The 25,945-nt window shown below is 40.3% G+C and carries 27 protein-coding genes; 14 read left to right on the forward strand and 13 right to left on the reverse strand.

The features are described from left to right. Positions 1-58: 58 nt before the first annotated feature. Both HHA41_RS04120 and HHA41_RS04125 read right to left on the reverse strand, forming a co-directional pair. Complete coding sequence (locus tag HHA41_RS04120; protein ID WP_168460640.1) at positions 59-502, reverse strand: thioesterase family protein; 444 nt, start codon at positions 500-502, stop codon at positions 59-61. Between the two features lie 82 nt (positions 503-584). Beyond that, positions 585-1,745 carry an iron-containing alcohol dehydrogenase gene (locus tag HHA41_RS04125; RefSeq protein ID WP_168460642.1) on the reverse strand — a complete coding sequence of 387 codons (1,161 nt, stop codon included), beginning with the start codon at positions 1,743-1,745 and terminating at the stop codon, positions 585-587. A gap of 118 nt (positions 1,746-1,863) precedes the next feature. Here HHA41_RS04125 and HHA41_RS04130 point away from each other — a divergent pair, with 118 nt between their 5' ends. From HHA41_RS04130 to HHA41_RS04155, 6 genes are all read left to right on the forward strand, one after another. Further along, positions 1,864-2,379 (forward strand): low molecular weight protein-tyrosine-phosphatase, encoded by a 516-nt coding sequence (locus HHA41_RS04130; RefSeq protein WP_168417421.1) that lies wholly within the window; start codon positions 1,864-1,866, stop codon positions 2,377-2,379. 3 nt (positions 2,380-2,382) lie between these two features. Then, positions 2,383-3,423, forward strand: coding sequence for a UDP-N-acetylmuramate dehydrogenase (murB, locus tag HHA41_RS04135; RefSeq protein ID WP_168460644.1), 1,041 nt, complete (start codon positions 2,383-2,385; stop codon positions 3,421-3,423). Positions 3,424-3,428: 5 nt separating this feature from the next. Next, entirely contained in the window at positions 3,429-4,556 is a 1,128-nt protein-coding gene (locus HHA41_RS04140; protein ID WP_168460645.1) for a YdcF family protein, read from the forward strand. Continuing rightward, a complete protein-coding gene (locus HHA41_RS04145; RefSeq protein ID WP_168417418.1) occupies positions 4,556-5,599 on the forward strand; it encodes an alpha/beta hydrolase in 1,044 nt (347 codons plus the stop codon). Before HHA41_RS04140 ends, HHA41_RS04145 begins: the two co-directional genes overlap by 1 nt. Positions 5,600-5,840: 241 nt before the next feature. Then, positions 5,841-6,536: a response regulator transcription factor gene (locus HHA41_RS04150; RefSeq protein WP_168460647.1), complete on the forward strand. Its 696-nt coding sequence runs from the start codon at positions 5,841-5,843 to the stop codon at positions 6,534-6,536. Further along, complete coding sequence (locus tag HHA41_RS04155) at positions 6,533-8,449, forward strand: ATP-binding protein (protein WP_168460648.1); 1,917 nt, start codon at positions 6,533-6,535, stop codon at positions 8,447-8,449. The genes HHA41_RS04150 and HHA41_RS04155 overlap by 4 nt, the downstream gene beginning before the upstream one ends. 19 nt (positions 8,450-8,468) lie before the next feature. Here HHA41_RS04155 and HHA41_RS04160 read toward each other — a convergent pair whose 3' ends face one another. The 3 genes from HHA41_RS04160 to HHA41_RS04170 form a co-directional block, all read right to left on the reverse strand. Continuing rightward, positions 8,469-9,635, reverse strand: coding sequence for a cupin domain-containing protein (locus HHA41_RS04160; RefSeq protein ID WP_168460649.1), 1,167 nt, complete (start codon positions 9,633-9,635; stop codon positions 8,469-8,471). A 108-nt stretch (positions 9,636-9,743) separates the two neighbouring features. Beyond that, on the reverse strand, positions 9,744-10,337 hold the full coding sequence (locus tag HHA41_RS04165) for a Maf family protein (protein ID WP_168460650.1): 594 nt from the start codon (positions 10,335-10,337) through the stop codon (positions 9,744-9,746). 7 nt (positions 10,338-10,344) lie between these two features. Next, positions 10,345-10,728: a DUF2237 domain-containing protein gene (locus HHA41_RS04170; protein ID WP_096900874.1), complete on the reverse strand. Its 384-nt coding sequence runs from the start codon at positions 10,726-10,728 to the stop codon at positions 10,345-10,347. Between the two features lie 139 nt (positions 10,729-10,867). Here HHA41_RS04170 and HHA41_RS04175 point away from each other — a divergent pair, with 139 nt between their 5' ends. From HHA41_RS04175 to HHA41_RS04190, 4 genes are all read left to right on the forward strand, one after another. Next, complete coding sequence (locus HHA41_RS04175; protein ID WP_168460651.1) at positions 10,868-12,055, forward strand: phosphoglycerate kinase; 1,188 nt, start codon at positions 10,868-10,870, stop codon at positions 12,053-12,055. Between the two features lie 139 nt (positions 12,056-12,194). Continuing rightward, positions 12,195-12,467: a hypothetical protein gene (locus HHA41_RS04180; protein WP_104852089.1), complete on the forward strand. Its 273-nt coding sequence runs from the start codon at positions 12,195-12,197 to the stop codon at positions 12,465-12,467. A 137-nt stretch (positions 12,468-12,604) separates the two neighbouring features. Then, positions 12,605-13,642 (forward strand): class II fructose-bisphosphate aldolase, encoded by a 1,038-nt coding sequence (gene fba / locus HHA41_RS04185; RefSeq protein WP_168460652.1) that lies wholly within the window; start codon positions 12,605-12,607, stop codon positions 13,640-13,642. A 117-nt stretch (positions 13,643-13,759) separates the two neighbouring features. Next, a complete protein-coding gene (locus tag HHA41_RS04190) occupies positions 13,760-14,620 on the forward strand; it encodes an EamA family transporter (protein WP_168460716.1) in 861 nt (286 codons plus the stop codon). Positions 14,621-14,924: 304 nt separating this feature from the next. Here the strand turns inward: HHA41_RS04190 and nfsB are convergent, their stop codons facing one another. Further along, positions 14,925-15,578, reverse strand: a complete 654-nt coding sequence (gene nfsB / locus HHA41_RS04195; RefSeq protein ID WP_168460653.1) for an oxygen-insensitive NAD(P)H nitroreductase — start codon at positions 15,576-15,578, stop codon at positions 14,925-14,927. Positions 15,579-15,820: 242 nt separating this feature from the next. On the opposite strand from nfsB, the gene hpaI reads away from it, so the two are divergent. Next, a complete protein-coding gene (gene hpaI, locus HHA41_RS04200; protein WP_168417410.1) occupies positions 15,821-16,615 on the forward strand; it encodes a 4-hydroxy-2-oxoheptanedioate aldolase in 795 nt (264 codons plus the stop codon). 55 nt (positions 16,616-16,670) lie between these two features. Here hpaI and HHA41_RS04205 read toward each other — a convergent pair whose 3' ends face one another. Then, entirely contained in the window at positions 16,671-17,390 is a 720-nt protein-coding gene (locus HHA41_RS04205) for a UDP-2,3-diacylglucosamine diphosphatase (RefSeq protein WP_168460654.1), read from the reverse strand. Positions 17,391-17,500: 110 nt separating this feature from the next. Continuing rightward, positions 17,501-18,010 (reverse strand): peptidylprolyl isomerase, encoded by a 510-nt coding sequence (locus tag HHA41_RS04210; protein ID WP_019837255.1) that lies wholly within the window; start codon positions 18,008-18,010, stop codon positions 17,501-17,503. A 206-nt stretch (positions 18,011-18,216) separates the two neighbouring features. On the opposite strand from HHA41_RS04210, the gene HHA41_RS04215 reads away from it, so the two are divergent. Beyond that, positions 18,217-19,941, forward strand: a complete 1,725-nt coding sequence (locus HHA41_RS04215) for a glutamine--tRNA ligase/YqeY domain fusion protein (RefSeq protein WP_168460718.1) — start codon at positions 18,217-18,219, stop codon at positions 19,939-19,941. Positions 19,942-20,078: 137 nt separating this feature from the next. Here the strand turns inward: HHA41_RS04215 and HHA41_RS04220 are convergent, their stop codons facing one another. Further along, positions 20,079-20,612, reverse strand: coding sequence for a lecithin retinol acyltransferase family protein (locus HHA41_RS04220; protein WP_168417501.1), 534 nt, complete (start codon positions 20,610-20,612; stop codon positions 20,079-20,081). Positions 20,613-20,750: 138 nt separating this feature from the next. Between HHA41_RS04220 and HHA41_RS04225 the strand changes: the two genes are divergently transcribed. Beyond that, positions 20,751-21,500, forward strand: coding sequence for a phosphodiester glycosidase family protein (locus HHA41_RS04225; protein WP_168460655.1), 750 nt, complete (start codon positions 20,751-20,753; stop codon positions 21,498-21,500). A 32-nt stretch (positions 21,501-21,532) separates the two neighbouring features. Here the strand turns inward: HHA41_RS04225 and HHA41_RS04230 are convergent, their stop codons facing one another. From HHA41_RS04230 to HHA41_RS04245, 4 genes are all read right to left on the reverse strand, one after another. Further along, positions 21,533-21,781 (reverse strand): hypothetical protein, encoded by a 249-nt coding sequence (locus HHA41_RS04230; protein WP_168460657.1) that lies wholly within the window; start codon positions 21,779-21,781, stop codon positions 21,533-21,535. A 236-nt stretch (positions 21,782-22,017) separates the two neighbouring features. Continuing rightward, positions 22,018-22,242, reverse strand: coding sequence for a hypothetical protein (locus HHA41_RS04235; RefSeq protein WP_168417406.1), 225 nt, complete (start codon positions 22,240-22,242; stop codon positions 22,018-22,020). A 241-nt stretch (positions 22,243-22,483) separates the two neighbouring features. Beyond that, entirely contained in the window at positions 22,484-23,566 is a 1,083-nt protein-coding gene (gene trmA / locus HHA41_RS04240; protein WP_168460658.1) for a tRNA (uridine(54)-C5)-methyltransferase TrmA, read from the reverse strand. Between the two features lie 157 nt (positions 23,567-23,723). Continuing rightward, entirely contained in the window at positions 23,724-24,425 is a 702-nt protein-coding gene (locus tag HHA41_RS04245) for a Sir2 family NAD-dependent protein deacetylase (protein ID WP_168460659.1), read from the reverse strand. 271 nt (positions 24,426-24,696) lie between these two features. Between HHA41_RS04245 and HHA41_RS04250 the strand changes: the two genes are divergently transcribed. Further along, positions 24,697-25,938 carry an acyl-CoA dehydrogenase gene (locus HHA41_RS04250; RefSeq protein ID WP_168460660.1) on the forward strand — a complete coding sequence of 414 codons (1,242 nt, stop codon included), beginning with the start codon at positions 24,697-24,699 and terminating at the stop codon, positions 25,936-25,938. Positions 25,939-25,945 lie beyond the last annotated feature (7 nt).

Below are 25,945 nucleotides of genomic sequence, written 5' to 3' on the forward strand. Positions count from 1 at the left end.
AGAATTTAACGTTTAAATCAAATGGCTGGGTCAAACCAGCCTTATTTTTAGCTCTAGATCAGACTGAGTCTACACTCATATAGGCTTGTAAAGCTTCACGCATATTTTGTGGAATCGGGAAACTTTGACGTGTATTTCGTTCTACAAACACATGCACCACTTGCCCTTGTGCAGAGGCTTGTTGTTGTCCATGCTTAAAAATTGCCAAATCATAAATCAACGATGAATTCCCAATTTTTTGAATGGCGACTCCGACCTCAATGACTTCGGGATAAGACAATTCTTGTAAAAAATGGCAGGTGGAGCTAACCACTAAACCAATGCAAGGTGATCGTTTGGGTTCAAAACCAGCTTTCTGAATCAATAGGGCATTGGCCGCACTGTCAAAATAGCTGTAATAGGTGACATTGTTGACATGCCCATACATGTCATTGTCTGCCCAGCGGGTTTGAATGGGAACGAAAAAAGTGTATTGATTACGGGTTTTAATTTCAGGTTTCACAAAGTTAACTCTATATTTTTTAATGGTGGCGGTGGCTGAACACGATTCGTTGAGTTGTTGATAGGTTGCAATTTTTCATCCATTAAGCATAAATGGCTTGGTAAATGTTTAAGGCATCCTGTACCTGTAATTCTCTAGGATTATTTTGTAGCAAGCGAGTTTGTAACAGGGCATCTTCTGCAAGTTGTATTAACATATTTTCTGGTACGCCTAGTGTATTGAGTTTTAATGTTAAGCCACTCTGCTCAAGGTGGTTTTGAAAATGATCGATAAACAAATCACACAGTCCATCGGTGCAGCCTTTACTACGTGGGTCTAACCAGCACATGAGTTCAGCATAATCTTGTTTGGCTGCAGGTGCATTAAATTTTAAAACCTCAGTCAGTACTAAGGCATTGCTATGCCCATGCGAGATATGAAAATGTCCACCTAAGGGATAGGCGAGTGCGTGGACTGCGGCAACAGGAGCATTGGCAAAGGCTTGTCCTGCCAACATTGAGCCAAATAGCATGTTTTGACGTGCTTGCATATTGTTGCCATCTTCAAGCACCAATTTCAAGTTTTGATCCAATAAACGCAGTGCCTGTTTTGCCAGTAAGTCTGAATAAGCATTTTTTTTGATTTTGGAGGTATAGGCTTCAATGGCATGTACCATCGCATCAATCCCAGTGGCTGCGGTAATCTGTGCAGGCAGGTTGCGGGTAAAATTGGCATCTAAAATAGCAACATCGGCATATAAAATAGGCGAGATAATGCCAGTTTTACTGGTCGAACCTGTGGTGACAATCGAAATAGGTGTCACTTCAGAACCTGTGCCCGCAGTAGTGGGTACTAAAATTAAGGGTAGACGTGGTGCTTGAGCATTGCCCACACCATATAAGTCTGACAGTTGTTGGTGTTGTTCAGGATGACTCAATACAGCAATGATTTTGGCAACATCCATAGCGCTGCCACCGCCAAACCCAAAAACCACGTCAATTTTTTGCTGTTTGGCAAAGGCAACCGCATCTAAAACAATCTGTTCTGCGGGGTCTGCTTGCACATTTGCGTAAATTGCATAATCTAGTTGAAGCTGTTCCAAAATTTCTAAAATAGGCAGATGCAATTGTTGCTGTAATATCCCAGCATCGGTGACCAATAATAGGCGTTGGTAAGGCTTTGCTTTTAAAATATTGTATAGCTCAGAAATTGAGCCAAGTCCTGAAATAATGTTGCCAACGGTTTGAAATTGAAAATTTTGCATACGCTTATCCTTATTATTTATACCTAATTCAACATTATTGTGCAGTCACGATATAGGATTCATATCATAAATAACTTAACATAAGGCTCTTAAAAATAAAGTAGCTCTGAGGTTGTTTATGTCATCCCAAACGCCATACAAGGTGTTATGTGTTTGCTTAGGAAATATTTGCCGTTCACCTACGGCAGAAATTGTACTGCGACATTTTTGTGATGAACAGCAACTGAATGTTTGGGTAGATTCTGCAGGAACCAGTAATTATCACCCAGGTAAAGCACCCGACTTACGCAGCCAGCAGCATGCGTTGAAACGTGGCTATGACCTATCTGCTTTACGTGCACGCCAATTACAGATTCAAGACTTTATCGAGTTTGATTTAATTCTGGCGATGGATTTGGAAAACTTAAGCAATATTCAGGCCTTGATGCAGCGTGCCAAAGCTGAATTTGGTACTTTACGTGCCGAAGTTGCCTTAATGAGTGAGCATGATCCTCTCTATACTCAGCAAGAATTACCCGACCCGTACTATGGTAAAGCCGATGGTTTTGAACGTGTGCTCGATCAATGTGAGTCAAGCAGTCGTGCATGGGCACAGGTGCTGCAACAACAATTTGAATTAAAGGTTAAGGTTTAAGTTATGCACATTCAACATTCTATGCAACTCAAACCATTCAATACCTTAAATTTGGATGCTACAGCCTCGCATTATGTGAAAATTCATCATACGCAGGATATTTTAGATGCCTTGGCATTTGCCAAATCTGAACAGTTAAATGTGCTAATTTTGTCAGGTGGCAGCAATATGTTATTGCCTGAACATATTCATGCATTGGTGATGCACATGGATATTCAGGGCATCGAACAACTGAGCGAAGATGCAACAAGCGTCACATTGAAAGTAGGAGCAGGGCAAGTCTGGCATGATTTTGTGTTGTGGACAACTACACAAAAACTCTACGGTCTGCAAAATTTAGCGTTAATTCCTGGTTTGGTCGGTGCTTCACCAGTACAAAATATTGGGGCCTATGGGGTCGAAGTCGGCGAGTTTATAGAGTCTGTGCATGTTTATGACCGTGATCAGCAACAATTCTGTTCTATCTCTGCGCAAGACTGTCAGTTTGCTTATCGGCACAGTATTTTTAAAGATCAGCCTAATCGTTACATTATTACGCATGTGACCTTTAAATTACTGAAACACGCAGCGCTAAAATTAAATTATGGTGACTTAAAAGCTGCGGTCGGTGATGATCAAACTGCTGAAAACTTGCAGCAACAAGTCATTCAGATACGTCAAAGCAAATTGCCGAATCCTGCTGAGTATCCTAATGTTGGCAGTTTCTTTAAAAATCCAGTCATTTCTGCACAACAATTTGACCAAATTACACAACAATATCCGAATTTACCCCATTACCCGCAGCCGAATGAGCAGGTTAAAATTGCCGCTGGTTGGCTGATCGATCAGGCTGGCTGGAAAGGGAAACAATTAGGTGCAGTCGGTATGTTCCATAAACAAGCTTTGGTCTTGGTCAATTATGCAGAGGCTACCTTGGCAGATGTGCAGCAGACTTATCGTGCCGTGCAACATGATGTATTGAGCCGTTTTGGTATTTTGTTAGAACCTGAACCTGTCTTATTTGATGACACAGGTTTGATTCGTGCACATCAGCCCGTAGGTTAAAATAGATGAAACATACCCATTGGATGGTCAGACTAGTACAAATAGCGACGGTGTTATTTGTATTATTTGCTTGTCTAATGATTTTTATCTATTCACCTTTTTATTCAAAAATGGTGGTAAAAGCTTTAAATACCTTCGTGCCAGTCGAAGTGAATGAAGTAGCGGCGAAAAGTCAGCAAATGGCTGCTTTTAGTGATCAAGACAGCTTAGAACCTGGTTCAGATTTATGGATTGCCCGACAAGCTTATTTAAAGTTAATGGAACAAGAAATTAAATCTGAAAATTCACAAAATTTAACTCTGATTCAGGCACGTTATCAAGCTTTACAGGCCTTGATTGTAGAAGAGCAAAATCAAAGAAAATTAGAATTAGAGCAAGATCAGCCACAGGTACCATTGCTTGCGCCTACAGCAGCATCAGAAATTTCACCTGAAGACCCTTCAGAAAATGTCAAAGCTCTACTGAATTTAGACAGCCATGAAAATCAGGCATTAATGGAACAATATTTTGAGTTTTTAAATACACATAAAATTGCCGAAGCCGAAAATAACACTGTAGATGAAGAGATTTTTAAAGATATTGCTTTGATTCATCAACAAAACATCCCCAAAATACCAGAAAACTCGAAACCTTATGCGATAGTGGTGTTAGGTGGTGGATTAACCTTAGATGACAATGGTAAAGATATTGTAGTAAATCACTATACACGTCTGCGTTTAGAAACGACTTTGGCGGTGGTAAAACAATATCAATTGCCAATTGTACTCAGCGGTGTAGAAGCACCTTATATGCAGCGCTGGTTACAACAATACGAAGTCGATGCAAAATTATTAGAAGATCGCAGTATGAATACTTGTGAAAATTCACGTTTTAGTTCGTTATTATTACAAAAAAAGGGTGGTGCACCTACGGTGATTTTGATTACAGACCGTTATCACATGCCGCGTACACGACGGTTATTTGCCTTGAACGGTATAGAAACCATTCCTGTAGAAGCTCCAATGCCTACCCAGCTTACCGCATGGCGTCCTAGTGAACAAAATTATGATCACAGCCGTCGTGCTAATTACGAAATGCTTGCCACCATTCGGGATGTCTTGTTTGGTTCTAGCGCATGTCGCGAGGTGCCTTAATGTCTGATTTGCCTTTTTTGAATCCAAGCATTTTAAAACAGCTCGATTTACCTGTACCGAGTCGAGACACCACGCCACAAATTTTACAGCCTTTAAACCTAAATCGAGCCTTTGAGCCAAGTGTAGAGTTACAGGCATATAGACAGCTTTATGGTTTTCATTTGCTAGATTGTGAGCATTGGCAAGGTTATGTACAAATGCCGTTGTTCAAGCTGCACGTGCAAATTTTTCAGCCTGATTTAACTAAAACCAAGTTCGATAAAATTCAGGGCACTGTATTTTTACTGCATGGATATTTAGAACATAGCGGGATTTATCAGCCCATTGTCAAAGAATTACTTGAGCAAGGCTTTAGTGTATTAACTTATGATTTACCTGGGCATGGTCTTAGTAATGGTTCACCTGCCAATATTCAAAACTTTGATCATTATCAACAAGTGTTACATGCAGTTTATCAATATGTTAAAAATGCTGATCAATTGCCAAAACCATGGTTAGGTATTGGCCAAAGTACAGGTGGTGCAATTTGGATGCATCATCTACTGGAGTTTGCCCAACGTCGTGAAAATCCATTTGTAGAGCGGGTTTTATTACTTTCACCGCTGATTCGTCCTGCGAAATCTGCATGGTGGCATAACTCTGTTGGTTTAGGCATTATCCGTCGTATTAAGCGTGAAGTACCACGACATTTCCGACGTAATAACCATAACCCTGAGTTTTTAAGATTTGTACGTTTAAAAGACCCGTTACAGCCTAGAATGATGGGTATGGACTGGATTCTGGCGATGTCTAAATGGATGTTTGAAATGGAAGAGCGTCCAGCATGTCGTATTCCTGTTTGGTTGGCACAAGGCGCGCAAGACCAAACAGTAGACTGGCGTTACAACATCGAATTTATCCGTCGTAAATTCCGCTTACAAACCTTATTAATGCTTGAAGAAGGTTCTCATCAATTAATCAATGAGCGTGCAGATATTCGTGCAGCTTTAACGGGTTTAATTCCTGCATTTTTACATGCACATAGTTCAAAAACATATTACTAAACGATTGTGTAATTGCTCAAGCTAATGCTGAATTGCCCATAAAAGTGTGGGCAATCAGTATGACACTTGGGCTATTTTCAATATTTATTGGAATAAATACCGATTAAACATTTTCAATGCTATGCTCATTGTAATAGAACAACAGGCATTGCCATAAAAACTCCTTAATTCTAGGGATGGATTTAGTAGAAAAACTATTGTTATATTTGAATTTATATTTTTGGGGAGGTTGAAGGCAGCAATGGAAACGATATTACCAGTGCCGGTTTTAATTGTTGAAGATGAGCCTATTATTCAGTCGCGTCTCAGAAAAATTTTGCATGATATTGGCTATCAGGATGACATGCTGTTTTTTGTCATCAATCTTAAAGCTGCCATGAAGTGTATAGAAGAGCAGCCGATTGTTTTGGCGTTGGTGGATTTAGGCTTGCCAGATGGCAATGGCAAAGAACTAATAGAACAATTACATTTTAGAGACCCAAGTGCATTAATTTTGGTGATATCGGCATGGAGCACGCAAGATAGCCTGTTTTCCGCAATACAAGCAGGTGCGACAGGTTATGTCTTAAAAGAACGTGATGATGCAGAAATCGTGATTGCCATCCGCAGTATTTTAAGAGGTGGAGCACCCATTGACCCATTTATTGCACGGGAAATTTTATCGAAAATATCTCATAAGAAAGTTGCTGTTGCTTCAGACGATCCTGCAAGCCGTAATGATGCAGAAGCATTTAATAGTAATTATGAGCAATTAACGGGACGTGAACTTGAAATTCTCAATCTTGTTGCACAAGGTTTAAGTAATCGAGAAATTGCAGAACAATTGTTTGTGTCACGTTATACCGTTGAAAGCCATATCAAACATATTTACCGTAAATTATCGGTGACCAAGCGCACCAAAGCGGTCAGTACTGCGAGAACACTAGGCATTTTATGATGCGCAGCTGGCTAAACTATGCCTTCGGAATATGCCTGTTGATCTGTGCGTGGCAAAGCTATGCGCAGCAAATTGTCTCTCCAATCAATCAGCACTGTAATGTGCATGTGCTATCTATTAGCTCAGCTAAAACAGCATCACAAAATAAAAGCCCTGAAACTGGTTGGGAAAATGTCAAATTACCCGATGTTTGGGATATACGCTGGAAAAATTATAACGGTGGTGTCTGGTATAAAATTGATTGGGAATGGTTTTGTGAGCGTGAGCATAGTTTAAATCAACCCATTGTGTTTGCTTTGGATTATTTAAATAGTGCTGGGGCAGTTTATTTAAATAAAGATTTGCTTTGGGCGAGTCAGCATTTACAAGAACCATTGTCTAAAAGCTGGAATATGCCACGTTATTGGATTTTACCTGCCTCTGGCTTAAAGCCGGGTAAAAATCAAATTTTAGTTTATGTAAATGGTTATGCATTTCAAAATGCAGGTTTGGGCAAAATCACATTCAATAATGTGCATGAAAATATAAAGCATCACCAAAAAAGTCTATGGAATAAGCGCACTTTATTTGAAATAAATGCCATTTTATCTGCTACTTTGGGTATTTTATGTTTAGTGATTTGGCTATTTATCCGCCGTGATAATAGTTTTGGCTGGTTTGCACTCAGTTGTTTGCTATGGCTACTTTTCATTTCACAATTTTTGACGACTGAAACTTATCCTTACCCCACAACCTTGGCAGCTGCTCAAGCAAATCTAAGTTTCTTTATTCTGTATATACTCTGTTTTAGTGTGTATTTGCTCAGGTTTGCAGATCGGCGTTTTCCTGTGCTTGAAGAGAGTTTATTTGTATTTAGTATTGCGGTGATTGTCGGTATATTTTTCACACCATTGGATTATGCAAAAATTGTCTTAGGGACTGTTTTCTTAAGCTATGCATCGTTATTGGTTGTGGTTTATTTTTACTTGGCTTATCTCAGTTATAAAACTAAAAAAACAGAATTATATTTATTGATTTTTTGTTTAACCTTAATTGGTTTATTTGCCTGTGTCGATGTTGTCCGTTTAGGAAATGCTGAAACTGCAAGTTTATATCAGCCATTATCACCTTATACCTCACCAGTAATCACTTTATTTATTGCGCTGATTCTTGGTATGCGTTTAAAAAGAAATATTCAAAAAATTGAAAAATTTAATCAGGATTTGGAGTTTCGGGTTTTTGAAGTCAGTGAAGACTTAAAACGCAGTATGTCGGAAAAGCACTATTTAGAATTGGAGAACGTACGTTTACAGGAGCGTATTCATTTATCACATGATTTACATGATGGACTCGGGGCATCTTTGGTTCGATCAATGATTTTGGTGGATCAAAACGAGGATGAAATGAGTAATCAGCAATTTTTATCGATGTTGAAATTATTGCGTGATGATTTACGTCAAATTATTGATAGTGGCTCTTCGATTGGCTCAAAAGTGCCAGAAAATCCGAAAGTTTGGGTTGCACCTGTGCGGCACCGTTTTAGCCAGTTAATGGATGAAATGGATATTCATTCTAGATGGGATTTTCCGAATGAATGGTTCATTGAACCAAATGCTTTACAGTGTCTGACTTTAATGCGAGTGCTTGAAGAAAGCTTAACCAATGTGATTAAACATAGTCAGGCCAAAAACGTAGCCGTTTCGATGCAATTTATGCAACCGAATCAGTTGTTGCTCAAAATTCAGGATGATGGGGTTGGTTTTGAAGCGAATAGTGTGTTGGAACAAGGTATGAGTATCGGTATGCGCAGCATGAAAATGCGTTTAGAACGGGTTGGTGGGCAGTTGAAACTGAGTTCAACCCCAGGCTATACATTAATTCAAGCCATCTTATACTTTGAGGAAGCCAACTCTAAGATGAATGAATCATCTTAGAGTCCATGAATAAAGCCGTTTAAGCTTCTTCTGCTGGAAGCAGCATTAACACAGAATCATTCAGAAGTTGTACTAAATCTTCCAAAATATCTGGGTCGTACAGGTTTTCATCAAGCAAGACGCGCTCACCATTGGCTATTTTTTGTAGCGTGTTGATCGATGCATCTGCGACACAAATTGCCTCGCCATTGGCCCAAAACAGAATTTGCCCCGCTTGTGCTGCATAAAGCAGACGAGAGGCGGGCTCAAGCATAATCTGATAACCCTGATCAAGCGCTTCTTCTAAGTCGCCTACACCCATTTCATCAACTTCAGGAATATTTTCTGGGTATTTAGGTTCAGACATTAAACTTAAAATTGCATCATCCAAAACTGATGAATTTTGCAAGCGTGCCCATAATTCTGCTTTTAAATAATCCAGTTCTGCAGCGGTCATTTCACCAATCTGGGTGCTTTGTTCACGGACGATGTCATGTAGCGGAGTACGTAACATTTCATCGGCAGAGAATTTATCACTCACACGATCCATCATTTCACTGATATTTGGCATACGGAAGCCAAATGAGAAAGTCAGGCAATCATCTTCCGCCACACCATAATGCGCCAAACCTGGTGGAACATAAAGTAAATCACCCGGTGCAAGTACTTCATCAAAATTAACCTGCATCTCAGGCAATAATTTGAGTGGTTGTCCTGCTACAAACTCAGTTTCTGCATCACACATTTGCCCAAGCTGCCAGCGACGGTGACCATAACCTTGCAGTAAAAATACGTCATAAAAATCGAAATGCTGACCTACAGAACCACCTTTAGGGGCATAAGACACCATGATGTCATCACGTCGCCATTGCGGTATAAAAGGGAATTTTTTCCAAAGTTCTGCTAAGTCAAAAGAATAATGATCGACTGCCTGCACCAACAGTGTCCAAAGTTTTGGCATTTTTTGAAAATCACCTTTAATCAGCGGTGATGATTTTACACTCCACTGATTTGGGTCTTTATCTTTTTGTTTAATTAAACGGGCAGTGACATCTTCTTCCAGTGCCAGTTCCATAACATCACTGGGTTCAAGCAGGTTTGCAATTTCTGGGAGTGTGTTGCGTACTAATAATGGTTTTTTTTGCCAATATTCACTTAGGAATTGTTCTGCGGTAATTCCGCCTAAAACATCTAAAGGTTGCGACATAAAATAGCCTAAGCAAGTCTGAGAATAGAGAGTCTTGATATTGTCTATTTTGTCGCTTGAAAGGGCAAGATGATTTCTAGCTGATATGCAGATTCAAATGAGTCAACTTTAGGGGACTTGAATATTCAGCATTCTTAAAATACGACACAGTTGAATCATAGGTAGTCCCATTAACGTGGTCTGATCATTGCCTTGCATAGCTTCAAACAAGCTAATGCCCAAACCTTCACATTTAAAACTGCCTGCGCATTGCAGTGGTTGCTCGAGAGCAACATATCGTGCAATTTCATCATCGGTTAAGTTGCGAAATTTGACGGTGTAATGCTCTACAATTGTCTGTACAAAGCCTGTAGATTGCTGCTGCACACTGAGTGCCGTGCTGAAATACACGGTTTGACCTGAATTGGCGTGTAATTGTTGTATGGCTTTTTCTGAAGTAAGTGGTTTACCGATAAAAACATCTGGCTGCTGTTCACGCCATGCCACTTGATCTGAACCTATTACTATTGCATCAGGATGTTGCAACGCAATACAGCGTGCTTTTTCAAAAGCCAAACGTCGCGCTAAATCATCTGCATGTAATTCACCCTGCGCAGATTCATCAATATCTGGGGAGACAGATGTATAGGCTAAATGCAAGCGATCCAGCAATTGTTGCCGAGTTTGACTGCCAGAAGCCAAAATAATTTGAGGATGTTGCATTAGATCATCACACCGCATAGTCCATCAAGATATCTAAAGGCACATAAGACAATACTGATTGATGACAGGCTTGAATTTTAATTGGTGGCGCTTGACCTGCTTGATAAGCTTCTACCCAACGGGTGACACAAATGCACCAGAAATCACCTGGTTGTAAGCCGTTAAAACCAACTTCAGGTACTGGCGTGATTAAATCATTGCCAATTTTTTGCGAGAAATTTAAAAATTCCGAAGTCATTTGTGCACAAACGGTGTGCTGACCTAAATCGGTTGGGGCGGTATGGCAAAAACCGTTACGGAAATACCCGGTAATAGGGTCAAAACAACAACTGGCGAGAGGTTCGCCCAAAACGTTTAAACGATTGATATTCGGATCAGGATGGATAGACATAAGTGCGAGAAAGATGGTGGCTTTTCTCTATCATAATCAAAACTTTTGCTTTAAACAGCAATTCTACAAAAGTTGCTAACCTTTTTCTGCATAATCATTTAAAATCGTGGCGTTTTGATATCAATAAAGTGAGCTATACATGAACTTTCAGCGTATGACTGACCTCGATTTAGCAGGTAAGCGTGTCCTTATTCGTGAAGATTTAAACGTCCCTGTTAAAAATGGTGTGATCACCAGCGATGCACGTTTACGTGCGGCATTGCCAACGATTCAAGCTGCTGTTGCCAAAGGTGCGGCAGTGATGGTGTATTCTCACTTAGGTCGTCCCGTTGAAGGTGAGCCAAAAGCTGAACAATCTTTAGCGCCTGTGGCTGCGTATTTAACCCAAGCTTTGGGTCAAGATGTCCAACTCATCATTGACTATTTAGAGGGTGTGGAAGTTGCACCGGGTCAAGTGGTTTTATTAGAAAACTGCCGTTTTAACCACGGTGAAAAGAAAAACAACCCTGAGCTTGCAGCAAAATATGCAGCATTGTGTGACGTATTTGTGATGGATGCTTTTGGTACGGCACACCGTGCAGAAGCATCAACCGAAGGCGTAGCACGTTTAGCACCAGTTGCAGCAGCAGGCCCATTGCTTGCCGCTGAATTGGATGCACTAGGTCGTGCTTTAAAAACACCTGAAAAACCAATGGTGGCAATTGTTGCAGGTTCTAAAGTATCGACTAAGTTAGATGTATTGACATCATTGTCTGATATTTGTGATCAACTTATTGTAGGTGGCGGTATTGCCAATACCTTCTTAGCTGCAGCAGGCTATAACGTGGGCAAATCATTATGCGAAAATGATTTGATTGACACTGCAAAAGCAATTGCTGCAAAAGTTTCAGTACCATTACCAACCGATGTTGTGGTTGCTGATGCGTCTGAAATCAACTTTGAAGATTTCTTAGGCTCATTGGCTCAAGCGAAAGCCACTGTAAAAAAAGTTGAAGATGTTGCTGACAACGACATGATTTTGGATGTTGGTCCTGAAACAGCGAAAGCATTTGCAGAAATTTTAAAAACTTCAAAAACAATTCTTTGGAATGGTCCAGTGGGCGTATTTGAAGTAGATCAATTTGGTGAAGGAACCAAAGCACTTTCATTGGCAATTGCTGAATCTGCAGGTTTCTCGATTGCAGGTGGTGGTGACACGCTCGCTGCGATTGACAAGTACGAAGTTGCAGACAAAATTGGTTATATCTCTACAGGTGGTGGTGCTTTCCTTGAATTTGTAGAAGGTAAAACCTTACCTGCAGTTGCGGTTTTATTAGAACGTGCTTAATTGTTGATTATTCAACAAAACTGCACAAAAGGTTGACTTCGGTCAACCTTTTTATTGTGGGTCATAGCACAGTCATAAAAATGTCATAAATATGCAATAAAATTAGTCTTAATGAATGACCTAACTGTAGGAAATGATGATGATTCAAAAACTAACACTTGCTGCTTTAATCGCTGCATCTTTAGCCTTGACTGCTTGTGCAAAAAAAGAAAGTGCACCTGCGACTGAAACTGATGCATCTTCTGCAGTTGTAGATAACGCACAAGTAACCCCAGAACAACAAGCAGCAATTGATGCGATTGACCAACCTGTTATGGATGAAGGCAACACTGATATTCCTGAAGACGTTGCAAATGCACCTGCTGATGCTGCGACTGCAGACACAGAAGTTGCTGCTTCTGAAGCGCAATAAGTGCTGAAAAATAAAGAATTGTTGTAATTTGTTTAAAAGTCCCTGCTATGCAGGGATTTTTTTTTGAAAAAGATGATTTGTTGCTGAATTGAAACAAATCACAGGGTAGAATAACCAGCATTATTTGGGAGGATATTATGGCTCTTATTTCATTGCGCCAGCTCTTGGATCATGCCGGCGAACATGCATACGGCGTTCCAGCGTTTAACGTCAACAACTTAGAACAAATGCGCGCAATTATGTTAGCCGCAGATGCAACAAACTCACCTGTCATTGTTCAAGCTTCTGCAGGTGCGCGTAAATATGCAGGTGCACCTTTCTTGCGTCACCTGATTTTGGCTGCAATTGAAGAATGGCCACATATTCCAGTGGTTATGCACCAAGACCATGGTACTAGCCCTGACGTATGTCAACGTTCAATTCAACTTGGTTTTTCATCAGTCATGATGGACGGTTCGCTTGGTGAAGATGGTAAAACACCAACATCGTACGAATATAACGTAGAAGTGACTCGTCGTACGGTTCAAATGGCGCATGCATGTGGTGTGTCAGTTGAAGGTGAAATTGGTTGCTTGGGCAGCCTAGAAACAGGTATGGCAGGTGAAGAAGATGGTGTGGGTGCAGAAGGTGTACTTGACCATTCTCAATTGTTAACCTCTGTTGAAGAAGCACGTAGCTTTGTGGCAGATACCAATGTAGATGCTTTAGCAATTGCAGTGGGTACTTCGCATGGTGCATACAAGTTTACTCGTCCACCTACAGGCGATATTCTTGCAATTGACCGCATCAAAGAAATTCATGCAGCATTGCCAAATACACACCTTGTTATGCACGGTTCTAGCTCTGTGCCACAAGAGTGGTTGGCTGTAATTAACCAGTATGGCGGCGACATCAAAGAAACTTATGGTGTACCTGTTGAGCAATTGGTTGAAGCCATCAAACATGGTGTGCGTAAAATCAACATCGACACAGATTTGCGTTTAGCGTCTACAGGTGCAATGCGCCGTATGATGGCAGAACAGCCAAACGAATTTGACCCACGTAAATTCTTTGCCAAAACTGTAGATGCAATGAAACAAATTTGTATCGACCGTTATGAAGCATTTGGTACTGCAGGCAATGCAGATAAAATTCGCCCAATTTCTTTAGAGAAAATGGTTGAACGCTACAAATAATGCTTAATTTTCATTAAGAATATAAAAGCCCACAACAATTGTGGGCTTTTTACTGATGCAATAGCAAACTGAATAAAGAACAAAAACAATGATTGAAAACCAATGTTCGAGCGTGTCATGGAACTGATTATTGCCGCTGCTTTTTGTAGTGTACTGGTGTCTATTTTACTGAAAGTTTGCAAAACACAGGGCTTTAGACCCATGCAAATGATTACTTGGAATTATGTCAGTGCCAGTATTTTGTGTTTCTATTGGTTTAAACCCAATTTAGTTCATATTTCAATACAGCAAACACCATGGCTGCTCATTCTTAGTTTAGGTGTGCTACTGCCTAGCGTGTTTTTAGCCCTAGCCAAGTCTTTAGACAATGCTGGAATTTTAAAAACAGAAATTGCACAGCGTTTGTCTGTGGTGCTGTCTTTGGCTGCGGCATATTTTGTTTTTCAGGAAAAATTTACTCAATTAAAACTTGCTGGCATAGTATTAGGCATTGTTGCCGTCTTATGTATTTTATATTCACATCGTGCTGCAGGGCAGTCCTCTAAAGCATTACAGGGTATTTTATACTTGGCTTGTGTCTGGGCAGGCTATGCTTTAATAGATGTGTTGCTTAAATACACCACAGGCTTGGGGCTTCAGTTTGCAGTAACCCTGAATCTGATGTTTATCTGCGCATTTGTTTTATCTGTTGGTTATATTTTGCTGCACGAGAAAACTATTGGCAATGTGCGTAATATCAGTGCAGGTCTAATTTTAGGTGCACTGAATTTTGCCAATATCGCTTTGTATGTCAAAGCCCACATGCTGCTCAAAGACAGTCCTGCACTTGTCTTTGCCAGCATGAATATTTTAGTCGTGGTATTTGGAGTCATCAGTGGTTTGTTGTTCTTCAAAGAAAAACTAAAAACATCGACCACACTCGGGTTAATTTTTGCCGTGCTTAGTGTACTTTGCCTCGCTTATGCCATGACGGTTTAAAATAACTGAATATAAAACTGAAAGGGTGTCGCACTAAATCTGCAGTTTCTGCAAGACCGTGCAACATTGTCGTTTTATGGCAAATTGGGCAGCATACAGTTTGATGATTGGCTATCGCTTGATGTAAATACAGTTTTTTGCAGCGTTTACATTCCAGTTTTAGTGGCATTGCAGGTAAATTAAGCATCATACACCTCGTTTTTATTTTGATAGAGATTGAGCACTTACTGTCTATATAGATATTGCAAAATTCAGACCAAAAAATAGGGACAAATTTTGTCCCTAGCGTTATCGCATTTTTATTTTACAGTTGCGTGAAAATCTCTGTTTTATCTAGGCGTGATTTAGGTAGCTTGGCATTAAAATCTTGTTCACTACGATAGCCCAAGCATAGTAAAACTGAAGGAATCAGTCCTTGTTCAGCCAGTTGCAGTTCTTGCGTTAAAATTGCTTCATCAAAACCACCAATTGGTGTGGCATCAATACCTTCAACGCCTGCAGCCAAAAGCATTTGCCCAAGTGCAATAAACGTTTGGTTTTCAGCCCAACGCTGAATATCACCTTTTTCATTGCGGTAGTAATCGACATAACCTGTGCGGCTGTCTTTTTGACCTTGCTTGGCTGTTTCATCTTTAAAACGTCCACTAGCAGCATCCTGATTCAATAAATTTTCAAGATGCAGGTCGCTAATGTCGGCTTTAGTACAAAACAAAATGGTGTGGGATGAATCCAGTACTTTTGGTGCGTTATAGGCATATTTACCGACTAAGGCTTTGGCAATGCGTTGTTTGGCATCGGTATGCTCTGCAATAAAAAAATGCCATGGCTGAATGTTAATTGAAGATGGTGCTAAACGCAGAATTTCTAATAAACGCTCAAATTGTGCTGCAGGAATGCTGCGACTCGCATCATACGCTTTGGTTGTGTAGCGAGTTTGAGCAATATTTAATAAATCCATGAATCATCTCCATTCAAAGGTAATTTGTTCTGGCAGGTTTAGTTAAAAATCTTAACATGCCAGAGCAGGTGAGCGGAACGAACCCATGCCGTATTTATGTGCTATAAAGCGGAGAGGTGTGCAATCAAGCGATTTAAACTTAGTGTTAAATTTAATCATGCTAGACGTTTTTGCTATTGGTTGTTTATTGCAAATAGGCGTTAAATATAAAGTTGCAAATGGTGCATCCCGAAGGTGTATGGATGGAATATATCAATTATTTTAAGCGTAAACTGAAAACCCAGCAGCAAATTGGTTTATGGGTGGGGTTGGCAGATGCTTACGGCACTGAAATTGCCGCCAATGCAGGCTATGACTGGCTATTAATTGATGGTGAACATGCACCAAGTGATTTAAGAACCACCTTGTCACAATTGCAAAGTATCGCTGCTTATCCATCACAAGCGGTGGTACGCCCGCCTATAGGCAGTGTGCAACTGATTAAACAATTGTTAGATATTGGCGCACAAACTTTATTAATTCCAATGGTCGAAACCGTTGAACAAGCCGAATTGATGGTAAAAGCAGTACGCTATCCACCAGAAGGAGTACGAGGCGTAGGTGCAGCTTTAGCACGCGCAACGCGCTGGAACAGTATTCCAAATTATTATGCAACAGCACATGAAAATATTTGTTTATTGATTCAGATTGAATCAGTGACTGGTTTAGAAAATCTGGATGATATTTTAAACATAGAGGGCATCGACGGTGTATTTATTGGTGCGGTCGATTTATCAGCCACTATGGGCTATGAAGGTAATCCGAACCACCCAGAAGTACAAGCTGCTGTGGTAGATGCAATTCAGCGGATTCGCGCAGCAGGTAAAGCGGCAGGTATTTTATCGACCCAGCATGAAGTGACTCAAAAATATTTGGATTTAGGCACAGAATTCGTGGCAGTTGGGGTAGATACCAGCGTATTGATGAATTCATTGCGTGAATTACTGGCTAAATATAAAGCGGATGCGGAAGTCATTCAGTCTGAAGGCGGCTATTAATTCGAAGCAAATTTCCCTTTGTATAAATGACTTGTATGTAATGGGGATATTGAAATTAATATTTCCACGTGCTGAGTTGCCAATCTTGTAATTCTTGAGAGGGTTCAATTTCTAAAATCTGTGCCGCATCTTTGCGCCAGTCACCCAACACAATTCTGGGTTTACCATGTTCGTTATGAATGTTTGGGCGATGTGTATGCCCATGAATTAACACATCGGCATCTTGTAAGGCTTGTGCAACGGCATCAGCATTTACATCCATAACGTCATAACTTTTGACTTGATTGGCCTGTTGGCTTTTTTTACGGAAACCTTGTGCAAGCTTTTGCCGAAAAGCGAGCGGAGTTTTCTTTAAGATGCCTAAAATGATGGGATTACGAATAATTTTACGGAATTTTTGATAGGACACATCATCGGTACACAGTGCATCGCCATGTTCTATACGTATATAGTGTGAGCCAATTTGAAGGGTGTGTACATCGGGCAGGAGTTGCCCAGAAAACTGATCTAGGAATTTTTGTCCTAAGGCAAAATCACGATTGCCCACAATAAAATAAATTTGATTACCTGCATGGGTGAATTGTTTTAACTGCACAATGATTTCATCTAACCATGTCGCGGTGTAATCATCGCCAATCCATGCATTAAACCAGTCACCCAATATGTAAAGCTGGGTGTTTTTATGCTCATAAGCATGCAGCAAATCTAAAAACCCCCGAACTAGTCGAGGGTGATCAGGTGACAAGTGTAAATCTGCGATAAACAAATAAGTCACTATCTTTTCCTTTTCGTACTCTTATCAGCCCCATCTAACAGGAGGGGCTGTGCCGATGCTGCTATTTTAAAGTGATGCTTTAAAACAGATGCACAAAGCAGAGAAGACGTTTATTCAGAAATGATTTTTGCAGATTCAATCACAACATTTTCTAGTGGAACATCTGCATGGTAGCCACGGTTACCTGTACGCACGCCTTTGATCGCATCTACAACGTCCATGCCTTCAACCACTTTACCAAATACGGCATAGCCCCAACCTTGTGCAGTTTTGCCGGTGTGGTTTAAGAACGAGTTGTTTTTAACGTTAATAAAGAATTGCGCAGAAGCAGAGTGAGGTGCTTGAGTACGCGCCATTGCAATTGTGCCAACATCGTTGCTTAAGCCGTTGTCTGCTTCGTTTTCAATTGCATCACGTGTTGCTTTTTCTTTGAAGTTCTCATCCATGCCACCGCCTTGGATCATGAAACCATCAATAACACGGTGGAAAATTACGCCGTCATAAAAACCATCACGAACGTATTCTAAGAAGTTAGCAACTGTAATTGGTGCTTTTTCAGCATTCAATTCTAAAACAATACGACCTTTATTGGTGTTTAATTCGACTTGAGGAAAACTCATTGTGTAATCTCCTAAACATGGACACGAATGCCATGGGTTTTTTGGTTGAGAGAAGCATAAGCAAACTGTAAACTACAAGGCAAGTAAAAACGTTATTTTCTTTGTTAAAAACAAGGAAAAGCGTTCCAATGGGTGATGAATGCTTCACTGATGAAGTTTTTGCAACCCAGTTAATTCAATTTTATTTTAGAAGTGATTTTATTGCTATGAAGCCAAATGATGTTGTTGCATCTCTGCCAAACACCCCGACACCAAGTTCAAATGCCTCTGTCGATGCTGTGCAGCAAGAACAACAGCCGGGCTTGGACTTTATACGTCAAGTCATTACCGATGATATTGCGGCTGGTCGCACTCAACAGGTTGTGACACGTTTTCCGCCTGAGCCGAATGGTTATTTGCATATTGGTCACGTGAAAGCTATTTGCTTGAACTTTGGTATCGCACAAGAATATCAAGGGGTGTGTAACTTACGTTTTGACGACACCAACCCAGATGCAGAAGAACAAGAATATGTAGATGGTATTGCCAATGATGTGAAATGGCTTGGTTTTGAATGGAATGGCGAGCCACGCTACGCCTCAAGCTATTTTGATCAATTATATGCTTGGGCTGTTCAGTTGATTGAACAAGGCGATGCCTATGTCGATTTGCAAACTCCAGATGAAATTAAGCTAAACCGTGGTTCTTTTGTAGAGTCAGGCAAGAACTCGCCATACCGTGATACCTCTGTGGCAGAGAACTTGGCTTTATTTGAAAAAATGCGCAATGGCGAATTGGGTGAAGGTCAGGCAGTACTCCGTGCCAAAATTGATATGGCCTCTCCAAACGTACACATGCGTGACCCGATTTTGTATCGTGTTTTACATTCATCGCATCACCAAACGGGCGATAAATGGAAAATGTACCCAATGTATGACTATGCGCATCCATTATCCGATGCTATTGAAGGCATTACCCATTCATTGTGTACTTTAGAGTTCCAAGACCATCGTCCATTCTATGATTGGGTGGTAGAAAAAGTGAAATCTGAGGCTGTACCGCATCAGTATGAATCTAGCCGTTTGAACATCGATTACACCATCACCTCAAAGCGTAAATTGCGTAAATTGGTTGAAGGTGGTTTTGTAAATGGTTGGGATGACCCACGTATGCCAACTGTGGTGGGTATGCGTCGTCGTGGTTTTACTCCAGAAGGTTTGCGTGATTTCTGTAAGCGTGTGGGTGTATCTAAGTCGGATGGTATTGTGGATGTAGCAATGCTTGAATACTGTATCCGTCAGTCTTTGGAAAATACCGCAGCACGTGGCATGGTGGTGCTAAATCCGCTTAAAGTGACTTTGACCAACTTGCCTGAAGCACTCGATTTAGTCCATGCTCGTCATCCAAATGTAGATATGGGCGAGCGTACGATTCCTTTAACATCAGAAATTTACATTGATCGTAAAGACTTTGAAGAAGTGCCACCTAAAGGTTTTAAGCGTTTAGTGCCAGAAGGTGAAGTACGTTTACGTCACGCCTATGTGATTAAATGTGATGAAGTGATTAAAGATGCCAGCGGTGAAGTGATTGAACTGAAATGTTCAATTGACCCAGAAACTTTGGGTAAAAACCCAGAGGGGCGTAAAGTGAAAGGCGTGATTCACTGGGTATCTGCAACGAAAGGTGTAGCAGCAGAAGTCCGTTTATATGATCGCTTATTTACCGAATCTGACCCAGAAGTGGGCGATGATTTCTTGGCGAATTTAAACCCTGAATCATTAACCGTGGTTCAAGCCATTGTTGAACCTGCTTTGGCAACAGTACAACCTGAAGATCGTTTCCAGTTTGAACGCGAAGGTTACTTCGTTGCAGATCAGTATGATCACAGTGCTGAAAAACCAGTGTTTAACCGTATTTTAGACTTAAAAGACAGCTTTAAACCTGGAAAATAAGCTACATTTCTAATTTTAGTAAATGTTGTAAAAGCCCAACTTTGTTAATCCAAGTTGGGCTTTTTTATAGCAGGAAATCGAATAGATTTGGGACTTGTGTTAAGCATCATAAAATAGCGATTTGGAAAGATAAGCACTTAGCGGTTTTTATGCTGTTCCTGCTTCATCAGTATTTGTGGTAACTGCATTTTAGCTTTATCACGCAGTTTTTTCTTAATATACAGAACCAGTGCAAAGCAAGTGGTAGTGAGCGTGAGCAGCATACTGTTCATGTAGCTCATCAGTGAACTGACATAACCAATCGTGGTTAAACGATCCATCATCTTAAACACTTGAGGGCTGCTTTCTACACCTGTAATGGCCCAGGTACATAAGTGTTCGCAGTTATTGATAATTAGATGATAGTTATTTTCATGCATTCTGGAACGCATACGACGTACCACTTTACGCCCTTTATATTTGGCTGCATGGTAGCTTTGTACTTTAATTTCTTTGCCGTGACTAAACTTTTCAATACTGGTCATTTCAATCGGGTGCTTTTTGAAAAGATGTGCAAAACCCGAATAGTGAATCACGCGCCCACGTCCAGCATAGATACCATGATGGCTATAGCCGAAGTGTTTCACAATTAAATGTGCCCCTAAAGGAAATCGTGTTTTCTGCTTGAGCATTGTACGTTTGACCAATAAAGTAACATGAGTAAAGAAATAAGAAGAGGGTTTATAGTGTACTGTGTCTGAGGTAAATATGCGATAACCCATTCAGATATATGCACAATTTGTAACATAGCGATGGCAGGAGCTAGTAGAATGAAAAATATATTTTACTGCATGATACTGAGTAGTCTGCTGCTTAGTACTGTGGTGCAAGCAGGGATACGTGCATGGACTGTAAAAGATGCGCATATTGATGTAGATGTCGTTGAGATTAGTCGTTTGCAGCATTTGCGCTTATATCTGAATGATCTAAATGTAAAACCGTTTAAGCAAATCTCACAGCTGCAACAGGCTTTAGCATCTTGTGAGAAATTACAATTTGCGATGAATGCAGGTATGTTTCATCATAATTATCGCCCTGTGGGGCTGTATATTGAGCAAGGGCAACAAATTCAGAAATTAAACAGGCAGCAGCAAGGTTGGGGGAATTTTTTGATTCAGCCAAATGGTGTATTGGCTTGGAATCGGCAGCAAATTTTCTTGGGTACGACCCAGCAATATGCAGATCAAAACTTTGCAGCAAGTTATGCTACCCAATCGGGGCCTATGTTGGTTATCAACAATCAGTTAAATTCACGTTTTCTTGCAGATAGTCAGTCTTACAAAATTAGAAATGGTGTAGGTATGAAAAACCAGCGTTTGTATTTTGTTATAAGCAATACACCTGTGACTTTTTATCAATTTGCTAGGTTTTTTAAAGACCAGCTGAAAACCCCAAACGCTTTGTATTTAGATGGCTCTATTTCTACAGCGTACATTCCACAATTACAGCGTCAGGTTGCTATACACCGTGACTTGGGGCCTATATTTGCCTATATCGACTCAACTACTTGTGGGGCGTGATTGTTTTGAACAAGCGCTTTAAAGCTCTCATGCTATTGAGGAATGAAGCCTAAAGCAGTGTTCTGCATGCTACAAATTTTGGCAGCCTCATCAGCCTTCATATTTTTGACTTCATCTTCAAATTGCTTTTTCTGCTGTTTGAGTTGTTCATCTGAAATCCCCATTTTTTTAGCAAAATTTTCCATTTTCTCCCAAGTCTCAGCACATTCTTTAGGCATTGGGCTGCATGCGCTAAAACTGAGAGATATGAGTACAAGACAGGCAAGTTTGGTTTTTTTCATGGTGTGATGCTCTGAATTTGAATTATTGGGGGTATGGCAGTGCGTTGTTTGTTTTTAGAAATACTACCGTAGGATTGTGAAAATAAGATTGGCTAGAATTAAGCTGAATGGAATTTTTATGCAAGCTAGCGCATTGCGTGCGTTACAAAATTATTTGGCAGATTGATTTTTAGTATTGAAGTTTTGGTATTAAAAAAGGCACTTAGTTAAACTAAATGCCTTTTTGTCATATTCCATTACTGGAATGGTAGATGCTGGAGTTCATTCAACTCTTTGCGGCTAAAACCTCGCGATGCGAGAACCTTCTTAATTCCGATAATCACATCTTCATCGGTCGCTTTGGTTAAAGCGTCGAGAAGTTGTTCATTCGTCTTGCAAGAGCAATCATTTTCAACACAAGCAATTTGATTTTTATGCTCGTTTTGCTGTTCTGCAGAGAACAACTTTTGCCAAAAACTCATAGAGCCTTCATTCACAACCTAACATAGATCGAAATATAGCCAATATAAAAAATAAATCAAGTCGACCTAAGTGATAAAAGCAGCAAACGACTTGCAGAATTTTCGATGATATTGCATTTTCTTAACGAAATTATGACAGTTAAAGTGCTTGTAATTCTTTAACTGATTCATTTACATCGTTATATTTACAAAGCTAAGAAAACTCATCTTGTAAATATGGGTGAATATTGCAACAAATTGTTTAAATCTTTTCCAGTAAAACCCCAGATTCAACATGGTGGGTATATGGGAACTGATCAAACAGTGCAAATTGGGTCACTTTATGGCTTTGACACAAGGTTTTTAAATTGTCATGCAAAGTGTCAGGATTACATGAAATATAAATAATACGCTTAAATCGTTGTAATAATTTTAAAGTCGCATCATCTATACCTGCACGTGGTGGATCGACAAAGACTGTATCAAAATCATAACTTGAGATTTCAATTTCAGCTTCTTGCAAACGGCGGAATTCACGTTCGCCATTATAGGCTTGGGTAAATTCCTCTGCAGATAAACGTGCCACCTGAATATTCTCAATCTGGTTTTGCTCAATATTCCATTGTGCTGCATATACAGATGATTTTGCCAGTTCAGTTGCTAATACACGACGAAAACGAGTCGATAATGGCAGGGTAAAGTTGCCGTTACCACAGTATAGTTCCAGTAAATCTTGTTCTGAATGCTTGGCTACCGTGCATGCCCATTCCAGCATTTTTTGGCAGACCTGAGCATTGGGTTGGGTAAAACTACTTTCAATTTGTTTATAAGTATAAGCCCGATCAAAAACCTGTAACTGTTCAACCACATATTCATCCGACAATACAAATTTTTGCCCACGACTACGGCCAATCAATTTAATTTTTAATTCAGCTGCAAGGTCTTTTGCGGCAAGTTCCCAATCTTGTTCGAGTTTACGGTGGTAAAGCAATGACACCAACATTTCACCACTTAAGGTTGCTAAAAAATGCACCTCAAATAAACGGGTAGATAATGCTGGATTGGCTTTAATTGCAGTCAAAAGTTTGGGCATCAAGACGTTAATGCTGTGATCTGCAATTGGAAACTCATCAATGCGAATCACATTTTTTTGTTTATCTTCACTGCGTTCAAACATGGCATAAAACAGGTCATCTTCTGTGTGCCAAATTCGGAATTCTGCACGCATACGGTAATGCTGTTCAGGTGATGCAAATACTTGTAAAGCAGGCGGTTCAAATTCGGAAAATTGGGCAGAAATACGGGCAACTTTTGCATCAAGCTGTTGCTGATAAGATGAGGTCATATGCAGTAAACATCACAAACACAGAGAAAAAGTGATGGTAACAAAGTTTTAATGAGATACCTAAAACTATTGTAAAAATGATGCATCAGATGTCAGAAATAGCCTAAGCAAATTTTTGACATCTAGCACAGATTAAATTTCAAATGGTGTAATTACTTTAGTTTTGCTGTAATTGTTTAAATAACTGCTGCATACCTTCTGTTGCTGTGAGTGCGATACGCTGAAATTGTACAGGAAGCTTGGCTTGCATAGCTTTAGGGTCAATATAATAAGCCTGACAATTCTTTGGAATTTCATGCACCAAACCTGCAACAGGGTAAACCACTAGACTGGTGCCAATCACAATAAAAATATCAGCATCTTGAACTAGATCAATCGCGTCTCCATACGCAGGAACAGCTTCACCAAACCAAACTACGTGTGGACGTAAAGGGTAGCCTTGCGGGCAAATATCACGTTCTAAATCTAGCGAGTCACCTTGTATCGGGAAAAATTCGGTGGTGTATTGTGCGCTTGGTCCAGAACTTTTAGCCAAGCGGATATTGCCATGCAAATGTAAAACTTCCGAACTGCCTGCACGTTCATGCAAATCATCAATATTTTGTGTGATCACTTGCACATCAAAATCATCTTCAAGTTCAGCAATTAACTGATGTGCTAAATTGGGCTGCGCATCAAGAATGTTCTTGCGTCTTTCGTTGTAAAAGCGCTGCACCAATGCAGGATTTTTAGCCCACGCCTCTGGACTAGCTACATCTTCAACACGGTGTTTTTCCCATAAGCCATCACTATCTCTAAAAGTATTGATCCCGCTTTCAGCACTCATACCTGCACCCGAAAAGACCACTAATTTACGCATGTTTTATTCTCATGATGGACTATTTGAATTGAGTATAAGTTCTCAAAATAGAAACACAAATCCAGCACTTATTTTTTACGAGTTTTAAGTATCTAAATATTTAAAGCGGGATTAACTTGAATTTTTCTTAATAAGTGAATACTGGTTCATTTTTCTTCTCATTACTGCATTTTAATGTTAGAACATAACGTATTGCTCAGACCATTTTACGCAATACAAGATTAAAATAGGGATGAGCCATGTTTGAACAAAATAATGCGCAGAGGATGCCATGTCACAACAGAATTCACCGTCTAATCACACGCCAACAAGCCATAACAAGAAAGTAAATTTTGACTGGAAAGATCCATTTTTATTGGAGCAACAACTGACAGAAACCGAGCGTATGATTCGTGACAGTGCCTATGCGTATTGTCAGGAGAAATTACTACCACGTGTGCGTGATCAGTTCAGACATGAAACAGTAGATCGCACAATATTTCGTGAAATGGGAGAGCTTGGCTTGTTAGGCCCCACCATTCCTGAACAATATGGTGGAGCAGGTTTAAGTTATGTCAGTTACGGCCTAATTTCACGAGAAATAGAGCGGGTCGATTCAGGCTATCGCTCTATGGCAAGTGTGCAAAGTTCTTTGGTGATGGTGCCGATATATGAATTTGGTAGTGAAGCACAAAAGCAAAAATATTTACCTAAATTGGCATCGGGGGAATGGGTTGGTTGTTTTGGTCTGACTGAACCCGATTTTGGCTCTGACCCTGGCAGCATGAATAGCCGTGCACATAAAGTTGCAGGGGGTTACCGTTTGCAGGGTGCAAAAATGTGGATTACCAACAGCCCAATTGCCAATGTATTTGTGGTGTGGGCAAAAGAAGTGTCTGCAGATGGGCAGGTGGGCGATATTCGTGGCTTTATTTTGGAAAAAGGTTGGCAGGGGCTTTCAACTCCGACCATTCATGGCAAAGTCGGTTTGCGTGCCTCAATTACTGGTGAAATTGTCATGGATGATGTATTTGTACCTGAAGAGAATCTTTTACCACACGTACGTGGTTTAAAAGGGCCATTCATCTGTTTGAACAGTGCACGTTATGGTATTGCATGGGGTGCTATGGGGGCGGCTGAATTCTGTTGGCATACTGCACATCAATACACAATGGATCGGATCCAGTTTGGGCGTCCTTTGGCAGCAAATCAACTAATTCAAAAGAAACTTGCCGATATGCAAACTGAAATTGCGCTGGGTTTACAGATTGCACTGCGTTTTGGTCGTATGAAAGATGAAGGCATTGCTTCACTTGAAGGAACATCACTGATTAAGCGTAACAACTGTGGTAAAGCGTTGGAGATTGCACGGATGGCGCGTGATATGTTAGGTGGTAATGGTATTAGCGATGAATATGGCGTAGCACGGCATTTGGTCAACTTGGAAGTGGTGAATACCTATGAAGGAACGCATGATGTGCATGCCTTGATTTTAGGGCGTGCGCAAACAGGTATTGCCGCTTTTGCAAATTAAGGTGTAC

The organism is Acinetobacter sp. A1 (assembly GCF_012371315.1).
Lineage (GTDB): Bacteria > Pseudomonadota > Gammaproteobacteria > Pseudomonadales > Moraxellaceae > Acinetobacter.

Bases quoted from the DNA above. Each gene is read 5' to 3' on its own strand.
- HHA41_RS04125 (WP_168460642.1), bottom strand. From the start codon at position 1,745: ATGCAAAATTTTCAATTTCAAACCGTTGGCAACATTATTTCAGGACTT.
- HHA41_RS04130 (WP_168417421.1), top strand. From the start codon at position 1,864: ATGTCATCCCAAACGCCATACAAGGTGTTATGTGTTTGCTTAGGAAAT.
- murB (WP_168460644.1), top strand. From the start codon at position 2,383: ATGCACATTCAACATTCTATGCAACTCAAACCATTCAATACCTTAAAT.
- HHA41_RS04140 (WP_168460645.1), top strand. From the start codon at position 3,429: ATGAAACATACCCATTGGATGGTCAGACTAGTACAAATAGCGACGGTG.
- HHA41_RS04145 (WP_168417418.1), top strand. From the start codon at position 4,556: ATGTCTGATTTGCCTTTTTTGAATCCAAGCATTTTAAAACAGCTCGAT.
- HHA41_RS04150 (WP_168460647.1), top strand. From the start codon at position 5,841: ATGGAAACGATATTACCAGTGCCGGTTTTAATTGTTGAAGATGAGCCT.
- HHA41_RS04155 (WP_168460648.1), top strand. From the start codon at position 6,533: ATGATGCGCAGCTGGCTAAACTATGCCTTCGGAATATGCCTGTTGATC.
- HHA41_RS04160 (WP_168460649.1), bottom strand. From the start codon at position 9,635: ATGTCGCAACCTTTAGATGTTTTAGGCGGAATTACCGCAGAACAATTC.
- HHA41_RS04165 (WP_168460650.1), bottom strand. From the start codon at position 10,337: ATGCAACATCCTCAAATTATTTTGGCTTCTGGCAGTCAAACTCGGCAA.
- HHA41_RS04170 (WP_096900874.1), bottom strand. From the start codon at position 10,728: ATGTCTATCCATCCTGATCCGAATATCAATCGTTTAAACGTTTTGGGC.
- HHA41_RS04175 (WP_168460651.1), top strand. From the start codon at position 10,868: ATGAACTTTCAGCGTATGACTGACCTCGATTTAGCAGGTAAGCGTGTC.
- HHA41_RS04180 (WP_104852089.1), top strand. From the start codon at position 12,195: ATGATTCAAAAACTAACACTTGCTGCTTTAATCGCTGCATCTTTAGCC.
- fba (WP_168460652.1), top strand. From the start codon at position 12,605: ATGGCTCTTATTTCATTGCGCCAGCTCTTGGATCATGCCGGCGAACAT.
- HHA41_RS04190 (WP_168460716.1), top strand. From the start codon at position 13,760: ATGGAACTGATTATTGCCGCTGCTTTTTGTAGTGTACTGGTGTCTATT.
- nfsB (WP_168460653.1), bottom strand. From the start codon at position 15,578: ATGGATTTATTAAATATTGCTCAAACTCGCTACACAACCAAAGCGTAT.
- hpaI (WP_168417410.1), top strand. From the start codon at position 15,821: ATGGAATATATCAATTATTTTAAGCGTAAACTGAAAACCCAGCAGCAA.
- HHA41_RS04210 (WP_019837255.1), bottom strand. From the start codon at position 18,010: ATGAGTTTTCCTCAAGTCGAATTAAACACCAATAAAGGTCGTATTGTT.
- HHA41_RS04215 (WP_168460718.1), top strand. From the start codon at position 18,217: ATGAAGCCAAATGATGTTGTTGCATCTCTGCCAAACACCCCGACACCA.
- HHA41_RS04220 (WP_168417501.1), bottom strand. From the start codon at position 20,612: ATGCTCAAGCAGAAAACACGATTTCCTTTAGGGGCACATTTAATTGTG.
- HHA41_RS04225 (WP_168460655.1), top strand. From the start codon at position 20,751: ATGAAAAATATATTTTACTGCATGATACTGAGTAGTCTGCTGCTTAGT.
- HHA41_RS04230 (WP_168460657.1), bottom strand. From the start codon at position 21,781: ATGAAAAAAACCAAACTTGCCTGTCTTGTACTCATATCTCTCAGTTTT.
- HHA41_RS04235 (WP_168417406.1), bottom strand. From the start codon at position 22,242: ATGAGTTTTTGGCAAAAGTTGTTCTCTGCAGAACAGCAAAACGAGCAT.
- trmA (WP_168460658.1), bottom strand. From the start codon at position 23,566: ATGACCTCATCTTATCAGCAACAGCTTGATGCAAAAGTTGCCCGTATT.
- HHA41_RS04245 (WP_168460659.1), bottom strand. From the start codon at position 24,425: ATGCGTAAATTAGTGGTCTTTTCGGGTGCAGGTATGAGTGCTGAAAGC.
- HHA41_RS04250 (WP_168460660.1), top strand. From the start codon at position 24,697: ATGTCACAACAGAATTCACCGTCTAATCACACGCCAACAAGCCATAAC.